This window comes from Schinkia azotoformans LMG 9581 (assembly GCF_000307855.1).
In the GTDB taxonomy this organism is placed as follows: domain Bacteria; phylum Bacillota; class Bacilli; order Bacillales; family Bacillaceae_J; genus Schinkia; species Schinkia azotoformans.
The window spans coordinates 88,783-109,444 of record NZ_AJLR01000044.1; the positions used below are offsets into that span (position 1 = coordinate 88,783).

Annotated in this window: 19 protein-coding genes; 5 read left to right on the forward strand and 14 right to left on the reverse strand. The window is 38.1% G+C overall.

From position 1 onward, the window contains the following. Positions 1–59 precede the first annotated feature (59 nt). The 14 genes from BAZO_RS06855 to BAZO_RS06920 form a co-directional block, all read right to left on the reverse strand. Positions 60–911, reverse strand: a complete 852-nt coding sequence (locus BAZO_RS06855) for a MaoC/PaaZ C-terminal domain-containing protein (RefSeq protein WP_003330636.1) — start codon at positions 909–911, stop codon at positions 60–62. A gap of 17 nt (positions 912–928) precedes the next feature. Continuing rightward, entirely contained in the window at positions 929–2,485 is a 1,557-nt protein-coding gene (gene caiC, locus BAZO_RS06860) for a crotonobetaine/carnitine-CoA ligase (RefSeq protein ID WP_003330637.1), read from the reverse strand. 71 nt (positions 2,486–2,556) lie between these two features. Next, complete coding sequence (locus tag BAZO_RS06865) at positions 2,557–2,841, reverse strand: ferredoxin family protein (protein ID WP_003330638.1); 285 nt, start codon at positions 2,839–2,841, stop codon at positions 2,557–2,559. After that, positions 2,838–4,127 carry an FAD-dependent oxidoreductase gene (locus tag BAZO_RS06870; protein ID WP_003330639.1) on the reverse strand — a complete coding sequence of 430 codons (1,290 nt, stop codon included), beginning with the start codon at positions 4,125–4,127 and terminating at the stop codon, positions 2,838–2,840. Before BAZO_RS06870 ends, BAZO_RS06865 begins: the two co-directional genes overlap by 4 nt. A gap of 47 nt (positions 4,128–4,174) precedes the next feature. Then, on the reverse strand, positions 4,175–5,110 hold the full coding sequence (locus BAZO_RS06875; RefSeq protein ID WP_003330640.1) for an electron transfer flavoprotein subunit alpha/FixB family protein: 936 nt from the start codon (positions 5,108–5,110) through the stop codon (positions 4,175–4,177). 25 nt (positions 5,111–5,135) lie between these two features. Then, the gene (locus tag BAZO_RS06880; protein ID WP_003330641.1) at positions 5,136–5,906 is read right to left on the reverse strand and encodes an electron transfer flavoprotein; all 771 of its coding nucleotides are present in this window, start codon (positions 5,904–5,906) and stop codon (positions 5,136–5,138) included. Between the two features lie 94 nt (positions 5,907–6,000). Next, positions 6,001–7,212 carry an L-carnitine CoA-transferase gene (caiB, locus tag BAZO_RS06885; RefSeq protein WP_003330642.1) on the reverse strand — a complete coding sequence of 404 codons (1,212 nt, stop codon included), beginning with the start codon at positions 7,210–7,212 and terminating at the stop codon, positions 6,001–6,003. 62 nt (positions 7,213–7,274) lie between these two features. Next, complete coding sequence (gene caiA / locus BAZO_RS06890; RefSeq protein ID WP_003330643.1) at positions 7,275–8,408, reverse strand: crotonobetainyl-CoA dehydrogenase; 1,134 nt, start codon at positions 8,406–8,408, stop codon at positions 7,275–7,277. 50 nt (positions 8,409–8,458) lie between these two features. Further along, positions 8,459–10,000 carry an L-carnitine/gamma-butyrobetaine antiporter gene (gene caiT / locus BAZO_RS06895; protein WP_003330644.1) on the reverse strand — a complete coding sequence of 514 codons (1,542 nt, stop codon included), beginning with the start codon at positions 9,998–10,000 and terminating at the stop codon, positions 8,459–8,461. 606 nt (positions 10,001–10,606) lie between these two features. Continuing rightward, positions 10,607–11,908, reverse strand: coding sequence for an RNA polymerase factor sigma-54 (gene rpoN / locus BAZO_RS06900; RefSeq protein WP_003330645.1), 1,302 nt, complete (start codon positions 11,906–11,908; stop codon positions 10,607–10,609). 201 nt (positions 11,909–12,109) lie between these two features. Further along, positions 12,110–13,051 (reverse strand): HPr(Ser) kinase/phosphatase, encoded by a 942-nt coding sequence (gene hprK, locus BAZO_RS06905; RefSeq protein ID WP_003330647.1) that lies wholly within the window; start codon positions 13,049–13,051, stop codon positions 12,110–12,112. A gap of 16 nt (positions 13,052–13,067) precedes the next feature. Continuing rightward, complete coding sequence (locus tag BAZO_RS06910) at positions 13,068–13,943, reverse strand: radical SAM/SPASM domain-containing protein (protein WP_003330648.1); 876 nt, start codon at positions 13,941–13,943, stop codon at positions 13,068–13,070. Between the two features lie 91 nt (positions 13,944–14,034). Next, positions 14,035–14,850 (reverse strand): alpha/beta fold hydrolase, encoded by an 816-nt coding sequence (locus tag BAZO_RS06915; protein ID WP_003330649.1) that lies wholly within the window; start codon positions 14,848–14,850, stop codon positions 14,035–14,037. 54 nt (positions 14,851–14,904) lie between these two features. Beyond that, positions 14,905–15,825, reverse strand: coding sequence for a DMT family transporter (locus BAZO_RS06920; RefSeq protein WP_003330650.1), 921 nt, complete (start codon positions 15,823–15,825; stop codon positions 14,905–14,907). 166 nt (positions 15,826–15,991) lie between these two features. Between BAZO_RS06920 and BAZO_RS06925 the strand changes: the two genes are divergently transcribed. From BAZO_RS06925 to BAZO_RS06945, 5 genes are all read left to right on the forward strand, one after another. After that, positions 15,992–17,395, forward strand: coding sequence for a bacteriohemerythrin (locus tag BAZO_RS06925; RefSeq protein ID WP_003330651.1), 1,404 nt, complete (start codon positions 15,992–15,994; stop codon positions 17,393–17,395). 155 nt (positions 17,396–17,550) lie between these two features. Further along, positions 17,551–17,745: a sulfur carrier protein ThiS gene (gene thiS / locus BAZO_RS22950; RefSeq protein WP_039957135.1), complete on the forward strand. Its 195-nt coding sequence runs from the start codon at positions 17,551–17,553 to the stop codon at positions 17,743–17,745. 82 nt (positions 17,746–17,827) lie between these two features. Beyond that, entirely contained in the window at positions 17,828–18,595 is a 768-nt protein-coding gene (locus BAZO_RS06935) for a thiazole synthase (protein WP_003330654.1), read from the forward strand. A gap of 1 nt (position 18,596) precedes the next feature. After that, positions 18,597–19,751, forward strand: coding sequence for a 2-iminoacetate synthase ThiH (gene thiH, locus BAZO_RS06940; protein WP_003330655.1), 1,155 nt, complete (start codon positions 18,597–18,599; stop codon positions 19,749–19,751). A gap of 206 nt (positions 19,752–19,957) precedes the next feature. Further along, positions 19,958–20,542 carry a thiamine phosphate synthase gene (locus BAZO_RS06945; protein ID WP_003330656.1) on the forward strand — a complete coding sequence of 195 codons (585 nt, stop codon included), beginning with the start codon at positions 19,958–19,960 and terminating at the stop codon, positions 20,540–20,542. The last annotated feature ends 120 nt before the right edge of the window (positions 20,543–20,662 follow it).

A 20,662-nucleotide genomic window follows, 5' to 3' on the forward strand; every position in this document is an offset into this window, starting at 1 on the left:
GCTTTCTACCACAGCAGCCCGTTTACATTTTCATTGCTTACAAAATTCCGCTAACGTTATTATTTCCATTCAATAATGCCAAAGTTCAAATATGGCTTAGCTTGTGTATAAGCATCAATTACTCTGAAATGAATTTTATTGTCCGCCATTTTCCACATTTGCGTCTTAATTGTTGCACCAGGAAGAAGAGAAGCAGTAATACGAGTTTTAAAGCGTGTTAATCTTTCAGGTTCCCCAGGAATAAATGTATTAATAAAATGACGACAAGCCACACCTGCAAAACTCACAGCATGAAGAATGGGCTTCATTTGACCATTTGCTTTGGCATATTCCCAATCGATATGCTGAGGATGATAATCTCCTGACAATCTGTAAATGAGTGCTTGATTCTCAGGAATTCGTTCCTCAACTTCAAAATCAGGTTCTCTATCTGGAATTTCAACGATATCCTTTGGTGGTTTTGGACCTCCGAATCCGCCATCATAAATTAAACAATCCCAGCTTTCGTTAGTGAAGATCTTCTCACCTGTTTCATCAAAAGTTTCTCCTATATGCTGTGCTAATAAGCCTCTGTCCGGGCCGCGATCATATAACCCTTTTAGTAGTACATACGTGCTTAATTTCCCCGATAATTTGGTCAGCGGCTTGTGAAATTGCAAATCAAAGCCCCAATGAAGAGAGCCTGCATAATTATAGCCATAATCAATTGTTTTCGTAACTTCACTATCTACTATTGGCATTGCTGCAAACATAGGAAGGATTTTTAAATCCTTTTCGTAAACATATTGCAAGTCTGTTTTTCCATCAATGCCAGCACCGCAGCCTAGCGCAAACAAAATTAAATCTCTGAAATTGTACTCTCTTTCAAAAGGTCCAAATGTTTGTCCAACCATTTCCATCTTAATAGCCACTTTACTCATCCTCTCGATTATTTAAGTAATTTTTTTTGCACTTTATAAGTACAGGTTCTTGGTAAGGACTTCCTTATTTCTATAAAAGAAGGCACTTTAAATTTTGCCATATGACCCTTACAATATTCTAAAATTTCTTCTTGATTGAGCACTTCACCATCTTTTACAATAATAAAGGCTTTAACCGCCTGATCACGAATAGGATCAGGTACACCGATTACAGCAGCTTCTTCAATTTTCGGGTGAGTCATAAGAACATTTTCAATTTCCGTAGTGGAGATATTTTCACCAGATCGTTTAATCATATTTACTTTTCGGTCAACAAAGTAAAACCAGCCTGATTCATCTACATAGCCCTTATCACCTGTATGCATCCAGCCATCAGGACTTAATGTCTTTCTTGTTGCTTCCGGATCATTATGATATTCCTTCATGAGTGTTCTGCCGGGTACACCTTTTATATAGATTTCTCCGATTGTATTTGGAGGGAGTTCATTGCCTTCCTCATCAATAATTTTCGCTTCATACGTTAATCCTGGCTTTCCTATTGAAGGCCAATGTCTTTCCCCACATGGAGAGTCACCGATTACACCTACGAGAGATTCGCTTAAGCCGTAAGAATTGAAAAGTCTCACATTAAAGCGCTCTTCAAACTCATTCTTTTCCTTTTCTGTAAGCGCAAGGTAAAAAAACACTTCGCGAAGACAATGGTTTTTTTCCCACTTCTGTTGTGGCTGCATCATCATTGTTCGAATCATCATCGGTATACATTCGGTTATCGTTGCTTGATAACTAAAGATCTGCTTCCAAAACCTTCTTGCACTATATTTAGCAACTGAAATTAATGTTCCACCGGCAATTAAGATCGGCATCATCGTGTTGAGTTGAAAATCAACATGAAATGCTGGCATGATCGTTAAAAACCGATCATCGTTCCTTAATGAAAGCTGCCAAGCAGTGAAAATACCTGCAAAAATCATATTGGCATGTGTGATAACAACCCCCTTTGGCATGGAGGTAGTACCTGATGTAAACAAGATTTCCGCAACATCATCACTCGTTAACGGTCTGTTTTCCTTTAATTTAACGGGTTGTGCTTCTTTATTTTCCCAAAAGTTGATCGTACCGGGAGTATGGTCTTTACTTCGGGCAAGTAGTAAATGTTTGATGCCATTATCGGGAATTTGTCCATTGGTATGATAATAAGGCAAAAACTCTTCTTCAATAACGGCAGCAACAACACCTCCACATTTTTTAATGATATATTCACATTCCTCTTGGGTTAATTGTGTATTTAAAGGAACCATGATAGCTCCAATTTTTGCGAGTCCAAACCAAGACATTAAAAACTCCGGGCAATTATAAAGCTGAATTGCAACCTTATCCCCTTTTTGGATTCCTAAATCAAGGAAAAGATTGGCCGTCTTATTGATCTCTTCGTTAAAATGTTGATAAGAAAATTCCTGTATCTTATCATCGCAGCCATGAAAGATCAAGACCGTTTTTTCACCGTTAATCCAGACCATCTCATCCCAGATATCTCGTATAGTCTTGTTCCCCACTATATCTGCCATTTCTTCCACCTCTTAACATAACTCAGATCTTACACCTGTTAGATTTGCTAAGCATCGTTCCTTGTTGTAAATTATCCGTGGCGAAATTCTACTCCCATTGTTCCCTCAGGAAACTCCCATTTCTTGATAATTGTACCTAAGCACAGAATCCTGCATGTACCGCATTCGAGACAGCCCGCGTAATCAAAAGACAGGCTGCCATTTTCATTGAGCTTGTACAGCCCACCTGGACAGGCATTGACGAGCTTCATTTTCTCCTTCATATCTGGGTAATTAGGGTCAATCTCAATATGAGCATTTCCCTCATCAACAAAATACTTATTCACACCTAATTTTTCTTCAATAGATACACTCATACGGATTTAACCCCCTTAAGACCATCTTTCGCTAGATTCATAAGACCAACGGCTTTTAAGTGCTTCATCGCTTTTTTGCGTAATGGAACAGCAGGCTTTCCGTCTATTACAAACATATCTGCCATAATATCTGCTAACATAGCTGGATATTGATTGAAAATGCGTGGATTTTCCATAAATCCTGGGAAGTTTTTATATACATCTAGGTCATTCATAATAAAGCTTTGATCAAGCATTGTTTTGTAGCTTTTGAGAGTCGATGCACTAAAGTTGCCCCTTTTCTTCGCTTCAAGAACCGCCTTGGCTGCCAGTTCTCCGGATGTTATCGCTAAATCCATTCCTCTAACCATATAGCCGATATTCAAACAAAATCCCGCAGCATCACCGCAAATGAGGAAGCCATCACCATATAATGTTGATACCATAGATAATCCTGCTTCAGGAACGACGTGACCGCTTCTTTCAAGAAGCTTGCCATCCTTAATTAAAGGGGCAACTTCAGGATGACTCGTAAATGCAGTTAGCATTTCGTCTATTGTTTTGTCACTTTCGCCGATATGCTCAAGACCTAAAACTAAACCAATGGAGATACTTTCCTTATTCGTGTACAGGAAGCCCCCACCGACAAGTCCGTTGCTTGGGGAACCGGCAAACAAACAGGCTGCACCTTCATTGCCAGTTAATCCAAAGCGGTCTTCAATCACCTCTTTTGGCAGACCATAGACTTCCTTGACGCCAACAGCCACCTGGGATGGCTTGACTCTTTCTCTCAGTCCAGCTTTTTCCGCTAGAAGGGAGTTGACACCGTCTGCTAAAATCACAACATCAGCTTTCATTTCCTCCCCACCGCAAATTACACCAGTGACACGATTATTTTCTATAATTAATTCGTCTACCCTTATTCCAGCAGCAGTAACGGCACCTGCTTCTTCCGCCTTTTCAAAAAGCCAGCGGTCAAACTCACCACGCATCACGACATAGGAATCACTCCCATTTTTAGCAAGGCGCGGGGAATGATAATCCATTGTTACTGCATCTTGTTCCGTCATCATGCAAATACGTTCTTTTACAACCCTTCTCTCTACTGGTGCTTCTTCGGCAAAGCTAGGAATTATTTTTTCTAAACTGTGAGCGTAGAGACGCCCACCAGTCATATTTTTGGAACCACCGTAATTCCCTCTTTCAATGAGTAAAACCTCAAGGCCCTCCTGCGCCAAAACATAAGCTGCAGTTGAACCAGCAAGACCTCCCCCAACAATAATGGCGTCAAATCCGTTCTCGCTCAACGCTTCTCACCTCTCTATGAAAATTTTGGTAAAGCCTAGAAAACTCACTAGGCTTTAAGTTTTTCAATAATCTGTGGTAGTACTTTATAAATATCAGCAACAAGACCAATATCAACCTGTTTGAAAACTGGCGCATTTTTATCCTTATTAATAGCCACTAATGTTTTTGCCTGATTAACCCCAACCATGTGCTGAATTTGACCTGATATACCGATAGAAAGATAGATATCTGGCTTAAGTACTACACCTGATACACCGATATAGCGCTCCTTGCTCATCCACTTCTCGCCTTCCGCAATTGGACGGCTACATGCCATTTCAGCCCCTACTAAAGAAGCAAGTTCCTCCGCCATTTTTATGTCATCTTTAGATGCAAACCCTCTTCCGACACCAACAACTCGTTTTGCAGCACTTAAATTAACGACTTCTCCTTGTTTTGGACGAGTTTCAAGAACACGAATTCCAGACTGCTCAGCTTTAGCCTCAAGCTTAATCACATTCACTTGCCTTGATTCGTCTTTTGGTATTGCTTCAAATACACCTGTTCCTGTTGTTACGATCACTGTTTCAGATAATGCTTTTTCCGTTCTAATTGCTGCTCCACCGTAAACCAGATGTTTGACAACGATGCTGCCATCTTCTGCGGCAAACTCAGAAATATTTGATAGAGTGCTAGTACCTAGTTGTGAAGCAATTTTTCCAGCAAGGAGCTTTCCTCTTGTAGAGGAATAAACCATCACAAGGTTGGGCTTTTCTTCACGAAGCAATTCCGCTATAGGTTGTGAATTTGCTTCCATTATGGCATTCCCATTTTGTTCAAATAAATAGACTTGGTCCGCTCCTAGAAAGCTTGCTTCTTCTGCTTGGGCTTGGCCCCCAAATAAAACAGCCGTTACATGCTCACCAAGCTTACGTCCGCCACCGCATAATTCCCCAATAGTATTTTGATCGTCAGTTATTATCCATACTTTTTTTACTGCCATGATATCTCCACCTCTTTTTATCAAATTACTTCAATTCAGCACTAATTAATTTTACAAATGCATCGACAACATCTTCTGATTCGCCTTCAAATATATTTAAACGGCGCTCCACCTGTTCAGGTGCGAGTGTACTAACTACTATACTTGAAGGTTGATAATCTGTTGCCTCAATATCAGCTAATGTGTATGTCGTTACAGGTTTCTTATTTGCTGCAATAATGTCTTTCATTCCCGCAATACGGGGGACATTAATTTCAGATGTAACAGATAATACCGCAGGTAATGTTATCTCTAGAACTTGAATCTCATTTTCTAGCGCACGTTCTACAATGACTTTATCCCCATCAGGTGTAATCTTATTCACGGCATTAACTACCGGAACACCTAGCAATTCACCTAATTGATTACCGACTTGCTGTGCATAAAAGTCAGAGGATCCTGCACCGCATAAGACAAGATCAAAGTCACCCATTTTTTTAATAGCTGTTTCTAATATTTTTGCAGATTGATAGGTATCAGCTTGTACCAATGCTTCATCGGTCACAATATATAAGTCATCCAAACCTCTAGATAGAATATCTTTTTTCAGTTTTGCATTTTCAAGGATTTTTCCTCCAGCACACAAACCAGATAATTGACCTCCTGCAGCCTCAACAATTTGTTTTCCTGCTTCAACGCCGTTGAGATCATAGGATCCAAACTTCCATTCCGCTTTTTCAAAGGAAACTTGTCTATCTTTCGAAATCACAATATCTTGTTCCTCAGGTACCGCTTTACAACATGCAATTACTCTCATCTATTAACACCTTCTTAATAATTTTGTTTGATTTAATATAGATCATTTTTCACTGGACGAGAGGATATGCTCCTCCCATCCATCAATTTGGGTATTAGGATTTTTTAATAATGCCCTTTTCAGCTAGTTCGTGAATCTTTTCACATGAATAACCTATTTCAGTTAAGATACTTTCTGTATCCATTCCAAGGGTTGGCATACCCCGCCAAATTTGCCCCGGATTATTTTTGAACTTAGGGAATATATTAGGACCTTTGCATTTTTTGCCGTCAATTGTTTCCCATTCCACGAATGCTTCACGAGCGATAAAATGCGGATGATTTGGCAACTCTTCAAACGTCATCATTTTATTTGCTGCAATCTTACAATCTGAGAAATCCTTTTCTACCTCGTCAACCGGCATACTTAACAAGTATTCTTCTATTTTTTGTTCGATAAGCTCCGCCTTAGGACCATCCAACCAAAGTGCTGTTGTACCTTCCGGGTATTCATCCGTTCCCCATAAATAACCAAGTCCAATTCTTTCAAGGATCGCCTTATTCTGCTTTGCACCATATAGGCATAAGCTTAAGAAACCATCTTTACACTTGTACACTCCGATTCCACATAAGTTTTGGTGTTTGGCACCTGCACGTGGATAGAGAATTCCTGCATTAAGGTAATCCATCATGTAATAAGCACCCATGCGAAGCATCACTTCATACATGGCAATATCAATGCTCTCGCCAACTCCGGTTTTCTGTGCTTTGTAAAGGGCTGCAAGTGCCGAACCCACGACCATTTGTGAGGTAAAATAATCACCAGTATAAGGTGAAGCAATCATCGGCTGCTCTGGAGATCCGTTTTGACTTAGATAGCCGCTAAACGCTTGAGCTGTTTGGTCATAAGCCGCCCTGTTTACTCTTTCCATGTCGCCATACTGACCATAGCCGGAAACATGCACAATGACTAAGGAGTTATTATGTTCCCATAGCAATTCATCTGTAATGCCACGCCTTGCAAACGCTGGTCCCTTGCTTGATTCAATAAATATATCTGCTGTTTCAATTAGTTTTAGAAATACTTCTCTTCCTTCTTCCGAGAAGATATCCAACGATAAGCTCCGCTGATTGCGGCGTTCGAGTTCTTTCACATAGGTTGTGTCTCTCATTGAATCGCCATTAAATGTATTTTCAATCCAAGTAACATCTGCCCCCCATTCTGCCATTAATTGTGCAGCCTCAGGTCCTGCTATTTCTACTGCGGAATAAACCACTTTTAAACCATGTAAGTTTCCAAATGCCGGCTTGCTTGTTGCGGTTGACATCAACATTACTCCTTTCACCAGGTCCAATATCTATTAACCTATAAGTTTCTTACTATATGTGATTAGCGATATTTTTTTAGTACTGCTCTGCCGGCAGTAAGAATTTGCATTTCGTCTGATCCACCAGAAACTCTATCGACACGAAGGTCACGCCAGAATCTGGTAATACGGTGTTCACCAGCGATACCTACTCCGCCTAAAACCTGCATAGCGTCATCTACCACTTCAAAAGCAGCATTTGCACAGTAATATTTACACATCGCAGCATCTCCGGAATCTGCTAAACCATTATCAATCTTCCAAGCAGTTTCATATAACATGTTGCGCATATTCTTAACTTTGATCGCCATACGGCAAAACTTCTCTTGAATTAATTGGAATCGCCCAATTGCCTCACCAAATTGCTTTCTTTGGTTGGCATATTTAGCTGCATCCTCTAGTGCGCATAGTGCAGTAGCATAATTCGTACAGCCAACTAGGAAACGTTCAAAGTCGAACTCTTCCTTCACACGGTTAAAGCCGTTTCCTTCTTTTCCAAACATATCTTTTTCTTCTAATTCAACGTTATCGAAATAGATTGAACAGCAACTATCCATGCGCAACCCTAATTTTGGAAGTTTCTCAATTTTAATGCCTGGTTTTGTCATATCAACAAACCATTCCGAAAAAGTAGAGTAATTGTCAGAATCTCTCGCCATTACTACTAAATAAGGAGCACCTGCACCACTTGTAATGTAGATTTTTTGGCCGTTTAAATAGACTTTTCCATTTTTGCGAGTGTACGTTGTCTGCAGGCTACCAACATCTGAACCTGCTCCTGGCTCAGTAATCGCTGAATTCCACATTTGTTTTCCTGTGCCGCGCAGGGCCATGATTTTTTCAATTTGCTCTTCAGTTCCTTCCCGAAGAACCGTATTAAAGCCAGGAAGCTGATATAAAACGTATGTTGGTCCACCTAATCTGCCTAGTTCTTCCCAAACAGCTGTTAATGTTACAAGACCTGCATCAAAACCACCATGTTCCTCCGGTAATAAAAGACTATCAATTCCTAAATCAGCAAGCTCCTTAACCCATCTTTCTGGATACTCACTTTTTTCGTCACACTCAAGAAAGTAACTTTCCCAGTTCTCTCTTCCCATTAATTCACGAATCCCTGCAACGATTAATTCCTGTTCATCTGTAAGTCTAAAATCCATTATGAAACCCCTCCATTATATTTATAGAATTTAGGTAATGTATCTACTGATTATCCAGCTCTCTTTTCATCATCATTTTTAGTTTTTTTACTGTTTTTCCAACCCGTTTTTTGAACCTCTTTAAAGAATGAAAGCGGGATAATGATACAAACAATCATCATTGGCAAGCCGCCTAAAACCGAGGCTGTTTGCAAAGGTTTAAGTCCCCCTAGCATCAGCAGTGAAATCGCAAGTACACCCAGTAGTAATGACCATGCGATCCGATTTACTCTTGATGGTTCATCATCCTCTGTGATTTCTTTAGTCGTTACCATCGCCAATGTATAGGCAACACCATTAATGAATGTCGCTGTAGAAATAAAAGCGTAAACAAGAAATACTGGGAGTACAATTTTTGCTAATGGCAACGTGTTATATATTCCGACAATAGCGGCAGCCGGACCAGCTGTTTCCATTATCGTGCCGATATCTACTAGTCCTTCGTAATGGGCGAACATTCCATAGTTTGTAAACACACCGAAGAAAACCATTTCTCCTAGAACAATTGCGCCTAATACTCCTAATGAGAATTCGCGAACCGTTCTCCCTTTTGAAATTTTTACTAGATAAATAGAATAAGTAACAACGCAGTTTAAGAACCAAGCCCAATAGAAAATCGTCCATCCTTGTGGGAAACCAGACTTACCATATGGGTCTGTATAGAATGTCATTCTAGTAATATTTTGCAGCATTGTTCCAAGCGCATCTGTAAAACCATTTAAAATAAATGATGTTGGACCAAACACTGCGACAAAAATAATAACACCAAAAGCTAAATACACTCTTATATCGCTAAGGATTTTAATCCCTTTCTGTAATCCAAAATAAATGCTAGTTGTAAATAAAGCGATCCAAGCGATTAGAATCCATCCATCCATTGACAGCGTATGTGGAATTCCAAATATCTTAGAAATTAGTTCTGCAACAAGCGGTGTACCTAAACCTAATGATGTACCTACTCCGGCAACCATTCCGATAATGTAAAGGATGTCAATTACTTTCCCTGTAAATCCATCCTTTTGTTTTCCTAATAAGCCGCACACACTACTCGGCTTCACAACATTCCTTTTCTTAACAAAGAAGTTATAACCAATTGCTGTTCCGATTACCACATACATAGCAGATGGAATTAGTCCCCAATGGTACATACCATATGCAGAAGCCCATTGTGCAGCTTCAGTAGAAAATGGTTCTGCGCCAAAAGGAGGAGCTTGCATGTAATAATACCATTCAATTGTTGCCCAATATAAAAGGGCCGCGCTTGAAGTTGAAGTGAAGATCATTCCTAACCATGTACTAGTCTTAAATTCCGGTTCGCCATCTCCAAATCTTTTATCCTTGTACTTACCAAAGATAAAGTACATAGCAATAAGGAAAAGAATAATTACGTACCATTCAAATGACCAACCGAGTTTGTCTGTTGTCCAAGCCAAGGCAGCATTTGATATTTCATTTGCTTTGTCCGGATTTTTAATGATTAATCCACAAATAATGGAAATAAATAGTAATGGTGGCCAGAAGATAATATGATCAATCTTCATTTTCTTTTTCATTTGATTTCCTCCTCATTATCCTTTTATCTATTCCTGGCTCGTGAATAAATTCTAATTACTCAATCGGTTGAGCATAATATTGACTGCCCTCTCACCTCCCATATAAAAAATGAAATCTTTAATTAAGTGAAACCATGGTTTTTCTTTCACTAAATTATATAAGCAATAACTGTTCCAACTTTTTCGTCAGTCTCTTAATAAAAATAAAATTTTTCACCTGAAACTAAACATACTTTGTGATTTATTTCACAAAAGATGACACAAACAAAAATCTATGTTGTACCTTTTCGAAAAATATTTTTACATGTTAAATTTTTTTGACGTACAAGTCTGTTGGTATTGTATGGGTTAGATAATATGTAAAAAATTTTTAACAAAAAGTAGAACTTTCTTTCCAAATTGAAGTAGAAAATAAGTTTATAGGAGTTTTAGACTTTTAAATATAGGTGAAGGTTTTGTGAACAAAGCCGTTTTAATAACAAAAAAAGGAAGCAAAGGATGTTTCCCTTGCCTCCGTCTAATATTCTTAAGAAACAAATAATGTATTAGTTCACTGCTAAGCATAGCTACCTGCTTAACATTGTGAGTTTTTTCACATGTTTAAAGTCAATATCGCTTACGTTTAGATGATGAAGGAACGCCTAGTTGTTCACGATATTTAGTTACCGTTCTACGAGTAAGAGTAAGTCCTTCATTGGCAGATAATATATCTAAAATTTTTTGATCTGATAATGGCTTGCTCTTATTTTCATTTTTAACTATTTCAACTATCAAATCCTTAACAATCTCCGAGGATATTTCGTCATTTCCATTTGTACTTATACTTGATGTAAAAAAGTATTTTAATTCGAAAAGACCATGTGGTGTCTGCACATATTTACCGTTAACAGCTCGACTTACAGTTGATTCATGTAGTTCAACCAATTCCGCAATTTCTTTAATGGTTAATGGTTTTAAATAGGAAGTACCTTTTTGAAAAAAGTCATTTTGTTTATCTATAATTGCTTGCATTACACGTACTAAAGTTGTCTTCCGTTTTTCAATTGATTTCTTCAGCCAATTTAAGTGCTCATACTTCTCAGTTAAATAATTTGACTGGTCATACTTTGAGAGTTGATCCATTCGTTCATTATAGTAGGAGTCGCATGACAACTTTGGATAGAGAGCGTTATTTATCTTAACAATAAATCCTTGCCTATCTTCGCTTATGATTAATTCTGGTTTTATGAGTTGAGGATAATCATTTTGATAAGAACTGGCTGGCCTAGGATTTAGATTTTTTAATAAATCAAATACGTTTTGAATTTCTGTAATATCCACCCCCATTTTATTACTAATTTCTCTCCACTTTCTTTCAACTAATAATTCGAAATAATGAGCAACTACTAATTCAGCCAGTTCATTATGATTGCTAACATCTCTTATTTGAAGCAAAATACATTCCTGTAATGTACGGGCACCTACACCAATTGGCTCAAAAGTTTGTAAGCGATAAAGGGCTTGTTCTACCAAATCAACAGGTACTGCAAAGTGCTTGCTAACATCCTGTAAATCTCCTTGAAAATATCCATTTTCATCGACTAGAAAAATTAAGTATTCCATTATTTCTTGTTCTTTAGGTTTAAGTGTTAAAAAACTTAGTTGTTCCAATAAAAAATCATATAAATTTCTCGGTTGCTCAATATTATTTAACCAATCTTTTTCACTATTTTTATCATTTTGATGTTTTTTTAAAATAAGATGGTTGTTGTCAAAAGACTCCATATCTATTAATGGGTTTTCCAGAGCCTGGTCCATTAAAAACCTCTCCAACTCAACCATGGGCATATGCAATAGTGAAAGCTGTTGTTCCATCTTGTTTGTAATAACAAGTTGTAACCTCTGGTTTTGAAAAAGTCCTTGTTCCATAATAAATTGCTCCTCTGATTAGCTAGATATTTCCGTTAATCTATTCGAAAAAATTTTTCTCATATAAAATAAGCTATCATAACTAATCAAAGTCAAATTGCAAAAATATATCCATTTCATTAACTTTTTGTGAAAATTGTATGGATAATTATAATTAATAAAAAGGAAAGGGCTTAAGTGACAACTTTTGCCCTTTCCTTTTTATCTTTTCTCGATTCGGCCAAATTCTGGCTCAAGCCGACTTAGAAATTCCTCTGCAGCACTATAGCCCTGCTGCCTTAAATACCAATTATTTGCGGCGGCCTCAATTAATCCTGCCACATCGCGACCGGGTTGTAGCTGAATTTCTAATGAAGGAATTTTAACACCCATGTAGTCTACATATTCGGGCTCCTGTTCCAAATCATTATTCAGATCGTCTTTCTGCCATTTTGTCAGATTAATATCAAGTGCAATTCTTGTTTCATCTTGAAAAGCTGTTCGTCCGTACATACGAACTACATTTAATAATCCTAAACTACGAAGGGCCAAGAATTCTTTCGTCTTCTCATCATGAGTACCGAGAATTGTTTGTGAACTAAGCTTTTTTAAAACAACAACATCGTCAGCCACAAGTCGGTGTCCCCTGCCGATTAATGTGTGTGCTGTCTCACTTTTTCCAACCCCTGAGTTGCCTCGAAGTAGAATCCCAATTCCAAACACATTCATACATACTCCATGCACAGTCATTTCGGGTGCCAATGCCTTTACCAAATATGCATCTATCTTCAAAATGAATTCCGAGGTTACTTCACGTTTTTTTGTAATTAATAAGGGAATTCCCGCTTTAATACAATGATGTTTTAAATACGTAAGTCCCTCTTCACCAGAAGGCACAATAAAACAAGGCGGATGATAGCTAACAATATTCCCAATTCGGATAATACGTTCCTCTTTACTTAGCTTATGCAAATAGTTTATTTCTTTTTTTCCTAAAATTTGAACTCTTTCTTTTGGAAAAAAGTCAAAGTGTCCAACAAATTCCAAACCAGGCCGATGTACTCGCTGTTGTGTTATTGTATTCTGTAAATGTTCTTCACCAGCTAACACTGTAAGTGAAAACCTTCGAACTATGTCTTCAACCGTTATTTTTTTTTCTATCATAAATTCCACTCTCCCTTTATACCCCAAACCGCTTTCTGTAACCACATTTCCTGCACATTTCTTCCACAGCTTCTCTTCTTGAAAAGCCATCGTATAGATTATTAGCTCGCTCACCTTCGACAATATCGGAGAAAGGTGTTTGATTAATATTACCTAATTTAATTACGCCTTCACCGTCAAGACAACAAGGGACAACAGTTCCATCAACAAGTATAGCCGCTTGGGTTCTTAGAGCATGGCAGAATCCTTTTCCATCATCTTCCGGGACCTGTAAACTCGGCCATTCAAATTCATAATCCTGGTTGAGATAGATTCGATCAGCAATTTTGACTCCGCTGCCAGGCATAACTTTTTCTTCAATTTTAAAATCAAGATTAAATTCTTTTTCGATCATTTCGAGGGTCTCACGATTCCTTCTCTTTTCCGCACTTGTTGCATTTTCCCGTTGCAGGTTCCATAAACGAAATGAAATTAGAACACCACTCTCAGCTGCTTCACGAGTAAAAGAAAGAATCTGAGACAAGTATTGTTCCCGGTTCAAAGCCCCTTCATTTCCATCAAAACTGTGGAGGGAGAAATTCATCTGGCGCAATGCCGGCTTCCCTAATAGTTTTTCCCTATTTTTAGCAATTAAAGTTCCATTCGTCGTAATATTCACCTTAAATCCCTTGGTATAAGCAGCCTCCAGCAATTCGTCAATCCTTGGATGAAGGAGAGGCTCCCCTTTTACATGAAGGTAAATATAAGATGTATGCGGTTTAATCTGGTCTAATATATTATTAAATTTATCTAATTTGATAAAATTTGCAAGCCGTTCCGTAGGTGGGCAAAAACTACAAGCTAAATTACATACGCTCGTAATTTCCACATATACTTTTTTGAATGTTTTCAAGGCTTGTTCACCCTTCTAAGTTTTTTATAAGGATAAATACACTTTTCTCATTTTAGCAGAATTATTATGTTTTTAACATTTTCAGAATTTTCTATAAAATAAAGGTTACTATTTCTTTAAAAACCTCTTCGGGACGTTCTTCAGTTAGCAAATGACCTGCTTTTTCGTATGTGATCAGCTTCGCATTCGGAAGATCATCTGCCAATCTTTGACCAATACGGTAGGACACAACCCGATCCTCTTTCCCCCAAAGTAATAATGTCGGATTTTCGATTGTTTTCAGGTCCTTACTGTTTAAATCCCCTTCACGATATCGTAATAACCTCATTAATGAAGTGTAAAAACCCTTTTCCTCCAATGGCTTGCCAAATTCTCTAATGTGATTTTCGGTAATAAGCGAAGGATCATAAAAGACATTTTTCAAAACGTCTTTTACCTCTTGTTTATGTACTTGGTGTTTTACATAATGCCCGAAAAAAGGAAGATACGTGCAAAAAATGATTGCTTTGTTTGCCCTTTTTAAATAACCGGAGCTTGATACTAACACCAGTTTGTTAATTCTTTCCGGAACCATTTTCGTCGCATATAAAGCAATTTGTCCACCCATTGAGTGTCCTATGATATTTACATTTTCTAATTTAAAATAATCGATACAAGCTGCGACTACTTTGGCATAGTTTTGAAATGAATATATGAATAATGACGATTTTTCACTCCGTCCAAACCCAGGCAGATCTATAGCAATGATTGAGAAATGGTCTTTTAATAGTGGAATTAAGGAATTGAATGTATACATAGTGGCGGCAACTCCATGGATGAGGAGAAGTGGAGGCCGATTCTCAACGAAGGAATATTCACAATAAATTTTAACACCACAGAGGTCAATATATTTTTGAGTTAATGCCATCATTCACATCTCCAACATAGTTAGTTGGGAATATTTTATGCTTAACGGGGCTTTTCATTCGCCCCGCTGCTTAGACTGTTTTTCGTCTCCTCTTACTCTTTTACGTTTTTTTGACGTTCCCATTCCGCCAATAAAGGTCGAACCTAAAACAAGCACACCACCGATTATTTGCAACAAACTCATACTTTCGCTGAAAAATATCGCAGCAAAGATCACAGCAGAAATCGGATCAATATAACTTAAAATGGCAATCGTATGCCCTTTAAGTTCTTTAATGGAACCAAAATACAAATAATAAGCGAAGCCTGTATGGACAATTCCAAGAATCAAAATGAAAACAATAGACTGAAGGCCAAGCTCTGTTACATAAGTGATGCCCTCTTGCCAATACACATAAGGTACCAGCACGAGTGATGCCAGCATTAATTGAATTAACGTCGTCTCAAAGCCCGATAATTTTTTAATAAATTTATTCATTAAAATAACGCTCGCATATAAAGCAGCCGCCGAAAGTCCATATAATATTCCAACTGTATGATTATAGGAACCGCTTGCACTGCCAGTCCCATTATTAACGACTAAAAATAAGCCGATCATCGCCCCAATAATGCTGCTTACCTTACTCGCTGTCAGTTTTTCTTTTAAAATCATGGGTGCAAGCGCCATAACAAATACAGGTGCAAAATAATAGCTGATCGTTGCATTTGATATCGTGGTAAAACGATAGGCCTCAAACAAAAAAATCCAATTAAAGCCAATCGCTGCTCCAGATAAAATTAAAAGAATACCATTCCTTTTAATTGCTTTAAAAGAAAGCTTTTGTTTTACCAAAAAACTAGCACAAATTAAAAATATACTCCCTATCGCACCCCTAAAAAGCGCAATTTCACTCGATGATAGATTTATATTTTTCACAAAAATACCCAAACTACCGAAAATCAACATTGCTGCAATTAATTTTACCTGCCCCTTCACGCCGGTTGTCCCCCTTGTTGTCCGTTTCCCCATAGAATTTAGTATAACGAAATTTCAAATTATTTTTCCAGTATTTTTCTAAAAGTTGCTACAAAACTCGCGGTTTGCAAACAAAATATCTATTATAATTAAATGGTAAGGAAAAGAATGGAATGAGGGAAAATTTATGAAGGAACGCTGTTTTCAAGAGTTCTTTAAAAAATCTCCTATTGCCTATTCATGTCATAGAGCTATATTTGATAATGAAGGTATACCTTATGACTATGAATATTTATTATTAAATGAGGCTTTTGAAGATTTATTAAAAATTCAAGGAACTGATCTTATTAATAAGACATTCTATCAAGTTTTCCCTGAAGGCTGGGAAGGCGAAGAGCAATGGAAAGAACTCTTACAAAATGCTGTTGTGAATTATACATCTACTCAATTCGATATACATCGTGAATCGATTCAAAAATGGATCCGTGTCCTTGTTTTTCCATTATGTCGCGAAATAATTGGGTGTATTTATCATGATGTAACGACAGAATATGCACTTAACAAGGAAACTCAAAAATTGGAAATGGAGCTCTTTAGGAATAATAGAAGTCTATTAGAACTTACGAAAAAATTAGAGCAAAAAAATAAAATGCTAAACGATCTTGCTATTAAAGATGAATTAACCGGACTTTATAATCGCCATTTTTTAGATCAGTGGATTGAAAAAGAAATGTCCCGTGCGGACCGGGATCATCAACCTCTTTCGATGATTATTTTCGATTTGGATCATTTTAAGCGCGTTAATGACATTTGGGGGCATCCAGTTGGGGATGAGGTGCTAAAAGAAACGGCCAATCTTGCAAATAGCTTAATTTGCGACCCGGATTTCCTCGTTAGGCTTGGTGGAGAGGAATTTGTTATTATCATGCCTGGAAGCTCCATTCAACGAGCACTTGCAGTGGCGGAAACGATTCGTCAAACCTTGGAAAAATATAAATACCCGATTATTGGGCATTTAACCGCTAGTTTCGGTGTTGCGGAAAGAATGGAATTGGAATCCTATTATAGCTGGTACAAACGTTCAGACAAAGCGATGTATCGAGCTAAAGAGGGCGGAAGAAACCGAGTATATCGTTCGGAAGACCAAGACCGCTTACTCAACGCACCCGTTAATATTAAGTGGAAAGCGGAATGGGAAAGCGGTAACCATATGATTGATGAGCAACATCGGGAGCTTGTCGAAAGTGCTAATAGTCTTTTATATCTGTTCCTTGCAGAGTCAGAAAAAGGTAAAATCATGCCAGCGGTCGATAAAGTTTTAGACCGTATAATTAAGCATTTTCATGATGAAGAACAAATATTGGTAGAAACAGGCTACCCTGATTATGAAAAACATGCCGAAATTCATAAAACATTACTTGATAAAGTATTTCAATTTAAAAAATCTTATCAGGCAGGCGATCTTAAACTATCCGAATTATTTTCATTTATTGTGAACGATCTTATTATTGGTCATATCCAAAATGCAGATACAGAATTTTTTCCATATACTCAAACTAAAGCTTTGGAATTGAATAATGCAAGCTATTGATAAAATATCATTCTCTTGACTTCCTTATGAATGTTTTGTATATTTTAAATTATAAAAAAAAAAAAAAACGAAGCACAAAATGGGGTACACCACCGAAAGGGTGTAAGGGCCATTTTGTGCTTTTTTTATGCAGATTTTTAGAAAGGGTGGAAGAAGTGAAAGTAAATGGCTCATTTATTGAATTAGAAAAACAGCAGACATTGTACGATTTTTTAATGCTGCAAAACTTCAATTTAGGGATTATTGTTGTTGAACGCAATGGAGAAATTGTACCCAAAGATACCTATCAAGAAGTTTTGCTTACGAATGAAGATACGCTAGAAGTCGTCACCTTCGTTGGTGGGGGTTGAGCCACGGGGGTGGTGTGGGACACAGGGTCGGGAACTCCGGCTCAGCATGAGAACAAATGAATTTTAGGAGGATTTTAATAATATGACTGATAAGTTAGTAATTGGTGGACATGAATTTCAATCAAGATTTATTTTAGGATCAGGAAAATTTTCTTTAGACCTCATGAAGGCTGTTATTGAATATGGTGAGGCTGAAATAGTAACGCTTGCGCTAAGACGTGCTAATACAGGTGGAGAAGAAAATATTGTTCATTATATCCCTGAAAATATTACATTACTTCCAAACACTTCTGGTGCCAGAAATGCGGAAGAAGCCGTTCGTATCGCATGTCTAGCAAGGGAGCTTGGCTGCGGTGATTTTATTAAATTAGAGGTTATCCATGATTCAAAGTATTTACTGCCTGATAACTATGAAACTATTAAAGCGACCGAAATCCTTGCCAAAGAAGGATTTATTGTAATGCCCTATATGTATCCGGATTTGTATGTAGCAAGATCATTGGTGGATGCCGGCGCAGCCGCTGTCATGCCGCTTGGGTCTCCAATCGGAAGTAATAAGGGGCTTTCCACCAAGAATTTTATTCAAATTTTAGTTGATGAAATTAACGTCCCTATCATTGTCGATGCCGGTATTGGCCGTCCATCACAAGCTTGTGAGGCCATGGAAATGGGCGTTGACGCAATCATGTGCAACACAGCTGTTGCCACTGCCGGTGATGTAGCTTTAATGGCGAAGGCTTTCAAACTTGCAATTGAAGCAGGACGATCCGCTTATCTTGCAGGCTTAGGACGTGTATTAGACTTTCAGGCAGAGGCATCAAGTCCTTTGACTGGATTTTTGGAGGATTAATATGGTGCTCAACAGAATAGATCATATGAAGTATCTTGATGGTATGGATGTCATAGAATCAGATTTGATGGAAAAGGTGTTATCGGCTGTTGAAAAATATGATTATAGCCAATATTCTAGTAGAGATGTAGAAATTGCTCTACATAAAGACCATCTTTCCATTGATGATTTTGGAGCGCTTCTTTCTCCTGTTGCCTTATCTTATTTGGAGGATATAGCAAGAAAGGCTAAGCTTGAAACGAGAAAGCACTTTGGAAATTCTATTTCCTTATTTACACCTTTATATATTGCGAATTATTGCGAAAATGAATGTGTTTATTGTGGATTTAAAGCAACGAACAAAATTCAACGTGCTACATTGTCAAAGGAAGACGCGGAAAGTGAACTAAAAGCGATTGCGGCGACCGGTCTTGAAGAAATTCTTTTGTTAACAGGTGAATCTCGTTATAAATCCGATGTTGAGTATATCGGTGAAACAATTCAATTAGCAACAAAATATTTTAAAACTGTGGGTATTGAAATTTATCCATTAAATGTAGAAGAATATACCTATCTGCGCAACTGTGGTGCTGACTTTGTTTCAGTTTACCAAGAAACGTACAACCCGGATAAATATGCTGCGGTCCATTTATGGGGGTCAAAACGAATTTTCCCTTACCGTTTTCATGCCCAAGAACGTGCATTATTAGGAGGTATGCGTGGCGTTTCATTTGGTGCTTTGCTTGGACTCGATGATTTCCGTAAGGATGCTTTTGCAGCTGGATTCCATGCAGCATTGATCCAGCAAAAATATCCGCATGCTGAGATAGGGTTTTCTGTCCCACGTTTACGACCTTTTAAAAACAATGCGGACAATAATTCTAAAGATGTTCATGAAAAACAGTTACTGCAGGTCATGCTTGCTTATCGTTTGTTAATGCCTTACGCCGGAATTACGATTTCCACTCGAGAACGTGCAGGTTTTCGGGACAATGTAATCGGCTTGGTTGCTACAAAAATGTCAGCCGGTGTAAGTGTTGGTGTTGGTGGCCACGATGAAGAACAAAAAGGTGACGAACAGTTTGAAATTTCCGATGAACGTTCAGTAACGGAAGTTCATGAAATGATTGTTAATAAAGGGCTGCAGCCTGTTTATACGGATTATATTAGGGTATAACTTTATTCAGCAGAAGTCCTTCACTTCCATGAGTGGCGGGATGAACACAAACCAGTATGTAATTCAGTAGAGGTTTCAAGCTCCTACTGAATAAAGTTAAAGCCTCCGGCGGATGCCTCAGATTTTCAAAGGTAGTTTTTCGAGCAAGCTCGAAAAAATCTGGGCGCAAATACGCCAAGGCGCATTTTGATTTAAGGAGAGCCAACATGCTCATTTGTGTAACAAATCGAAAGCTTTGTAAGGATGATTTATTAACTCGAATTGCTCAAATAGCTAAAGGCAAGCCACATGGAATCATGCTAAGGGAAAAAGACTTAACTCAAATCGAATATGAAGCGTTGGCTTTTGTAGTTAATAAAATCTGTAAGAAAAATGGGGTCCCACTCATTATTAATCAGAATATAAAAGCTGCTTTAAAACTAAAAATACCGAATATCCATTTCTCCATGGAAAACCTAAGAAGTTTTCAAAATGAATTAGTGGTGTTCTCTCGGGTTGGTGCCTCTGTTCATTCAATCGAAGAGGCAAAAGAAGCTGAAAGATTAGGTGCCACCTACCTAGTTGCCGGTCATATCTTTGCAACTGATTGTAAAAAAGGAGTGCCTCCAAGAGGGCTCCAGTTTCTAAAGGAAGTATGCGGATCCGTTGCGATTCCGGTATTTTCGATTGGCGGCATCACTAAGAATAATGTTACTGAGGTTGCTAAAACTGGAGCAAGTGGTGTCTGTATCATGTCTGAGGCGATGACTTGTGCAAATCCAGTTGAGCTTGCTAGTCAATTTCGGTTTTAAATAGGGTTGGGAGTAGAGTCGGGTTGGTGGGACACAGGGTCGGGTTCTTCGGATTATTGACTCTCTTTGATTCCCGAACTAAGTACCATAAGCAGTAAACGGGAATCAAAGCCCCACTCA

What these genes read in the sequence shown, in the direction of transcription:
- hprK (WP_003330647.1), bottom strand. Translation starts at nt 13,051, where the DNA reads ATGATAGAAAAAAAAATAACGGTTGAAGACATAGTTCGAAGGTTTTCA.
- BAZO_RS06925 (WP_003330651.1), top strand. Translation starts at nt 15,992, where the DNA reads ATGAAGGAACGCTGTTTTCAAGAGTTCTTTAAAAAATCTCCTATTGCC.
- caiC (WP_003330637.1), bottom strand. Translation starts at nt 2,485, where the DNA reads ATGGCAGATATAGTGGGGAACAAGACTATACGAGATATCTGGGATGAG.
- BAZO_RS06915 (WP_003330649.1), bottom strand. Translation starts at nt 14,850, where the DNA reads ATGGCATTAACTCAAAAATATATTGACCTCTGTGGTGTTAAAATTTAT.
- caiA (WP_003330643.1), bottom strand. Translation starts at nt 8,408, where the DNA reads ATGGATTTTAGACTTACAGATGAACAGGAATTAATCGTTGCAGGGATT.
- rpoN (WP_003330645.1), bottom strand. Translation starts at nt 11,908, where the DNA reads ATGGAACAAGGACTTTTTCAAAACCAGAGGTTACAACTTGTTATTACA.
- caiT (WP_003330644.1), bottom strand. Translation starts at nt 10,000, where the DNA reads ATGAAAAAGAAAATGAAGATTGATCATATTATCTTCTGGCCACCATTA.
- thiH (WP_003330655.1), top strand. Translation starts at nt 18,597, where the DNA reads ATGGTGCTCAACAGAATAGATCATATGAAGTATCTTGATGGTATGGAT.
- BAZO_RS06935 (WP_003330654.1), top strand. Translation starts at nt 17,828, where the DNA reads ATGACTGATAAGTTAGTAATTGGTGGACATGAATTTCAATCAAGATTT.
- caiB (WP_003330642.1), bottom strand. Translation starts at nt 7,212, where the DNA reads ATGTCAACCGCAACAAGCAAGCCGGCATTTGGAAACTTACATGGTTTA.
- BAZO_RS06865 (WP_003330638.1), bottom strand. Translation starts at nt 2,841, where the DNA reads ATGAGTGTATCTATTGAAGAAAAATTAGGTGTGAATAAGTATTTTGTT.
- BAZO_RS06945 (WP_003330656.1), top strand. Translation starts at nt 19,958, where the DNA reads ATGCTCATTTGTGTAACAAATCGAAAGCTTTGTAAGGATGATTTATTA.
- BAZO_RS06875 (WP_003330640.1), bottom strand. Translation starts at nt 5,110, where the DNA reads ATGGCAGTAAAAAAAGTATGGATAATAACTGACGATCAAAATACTATT.
- BAZO_RS06880 (WP_003330641.1), bottom strand. Translation starts at nt 5,906, where the DNA reads ATGAGAGTAATTGCATGTTGTAAAGCGGTACCTGAGGAACAAGATATT.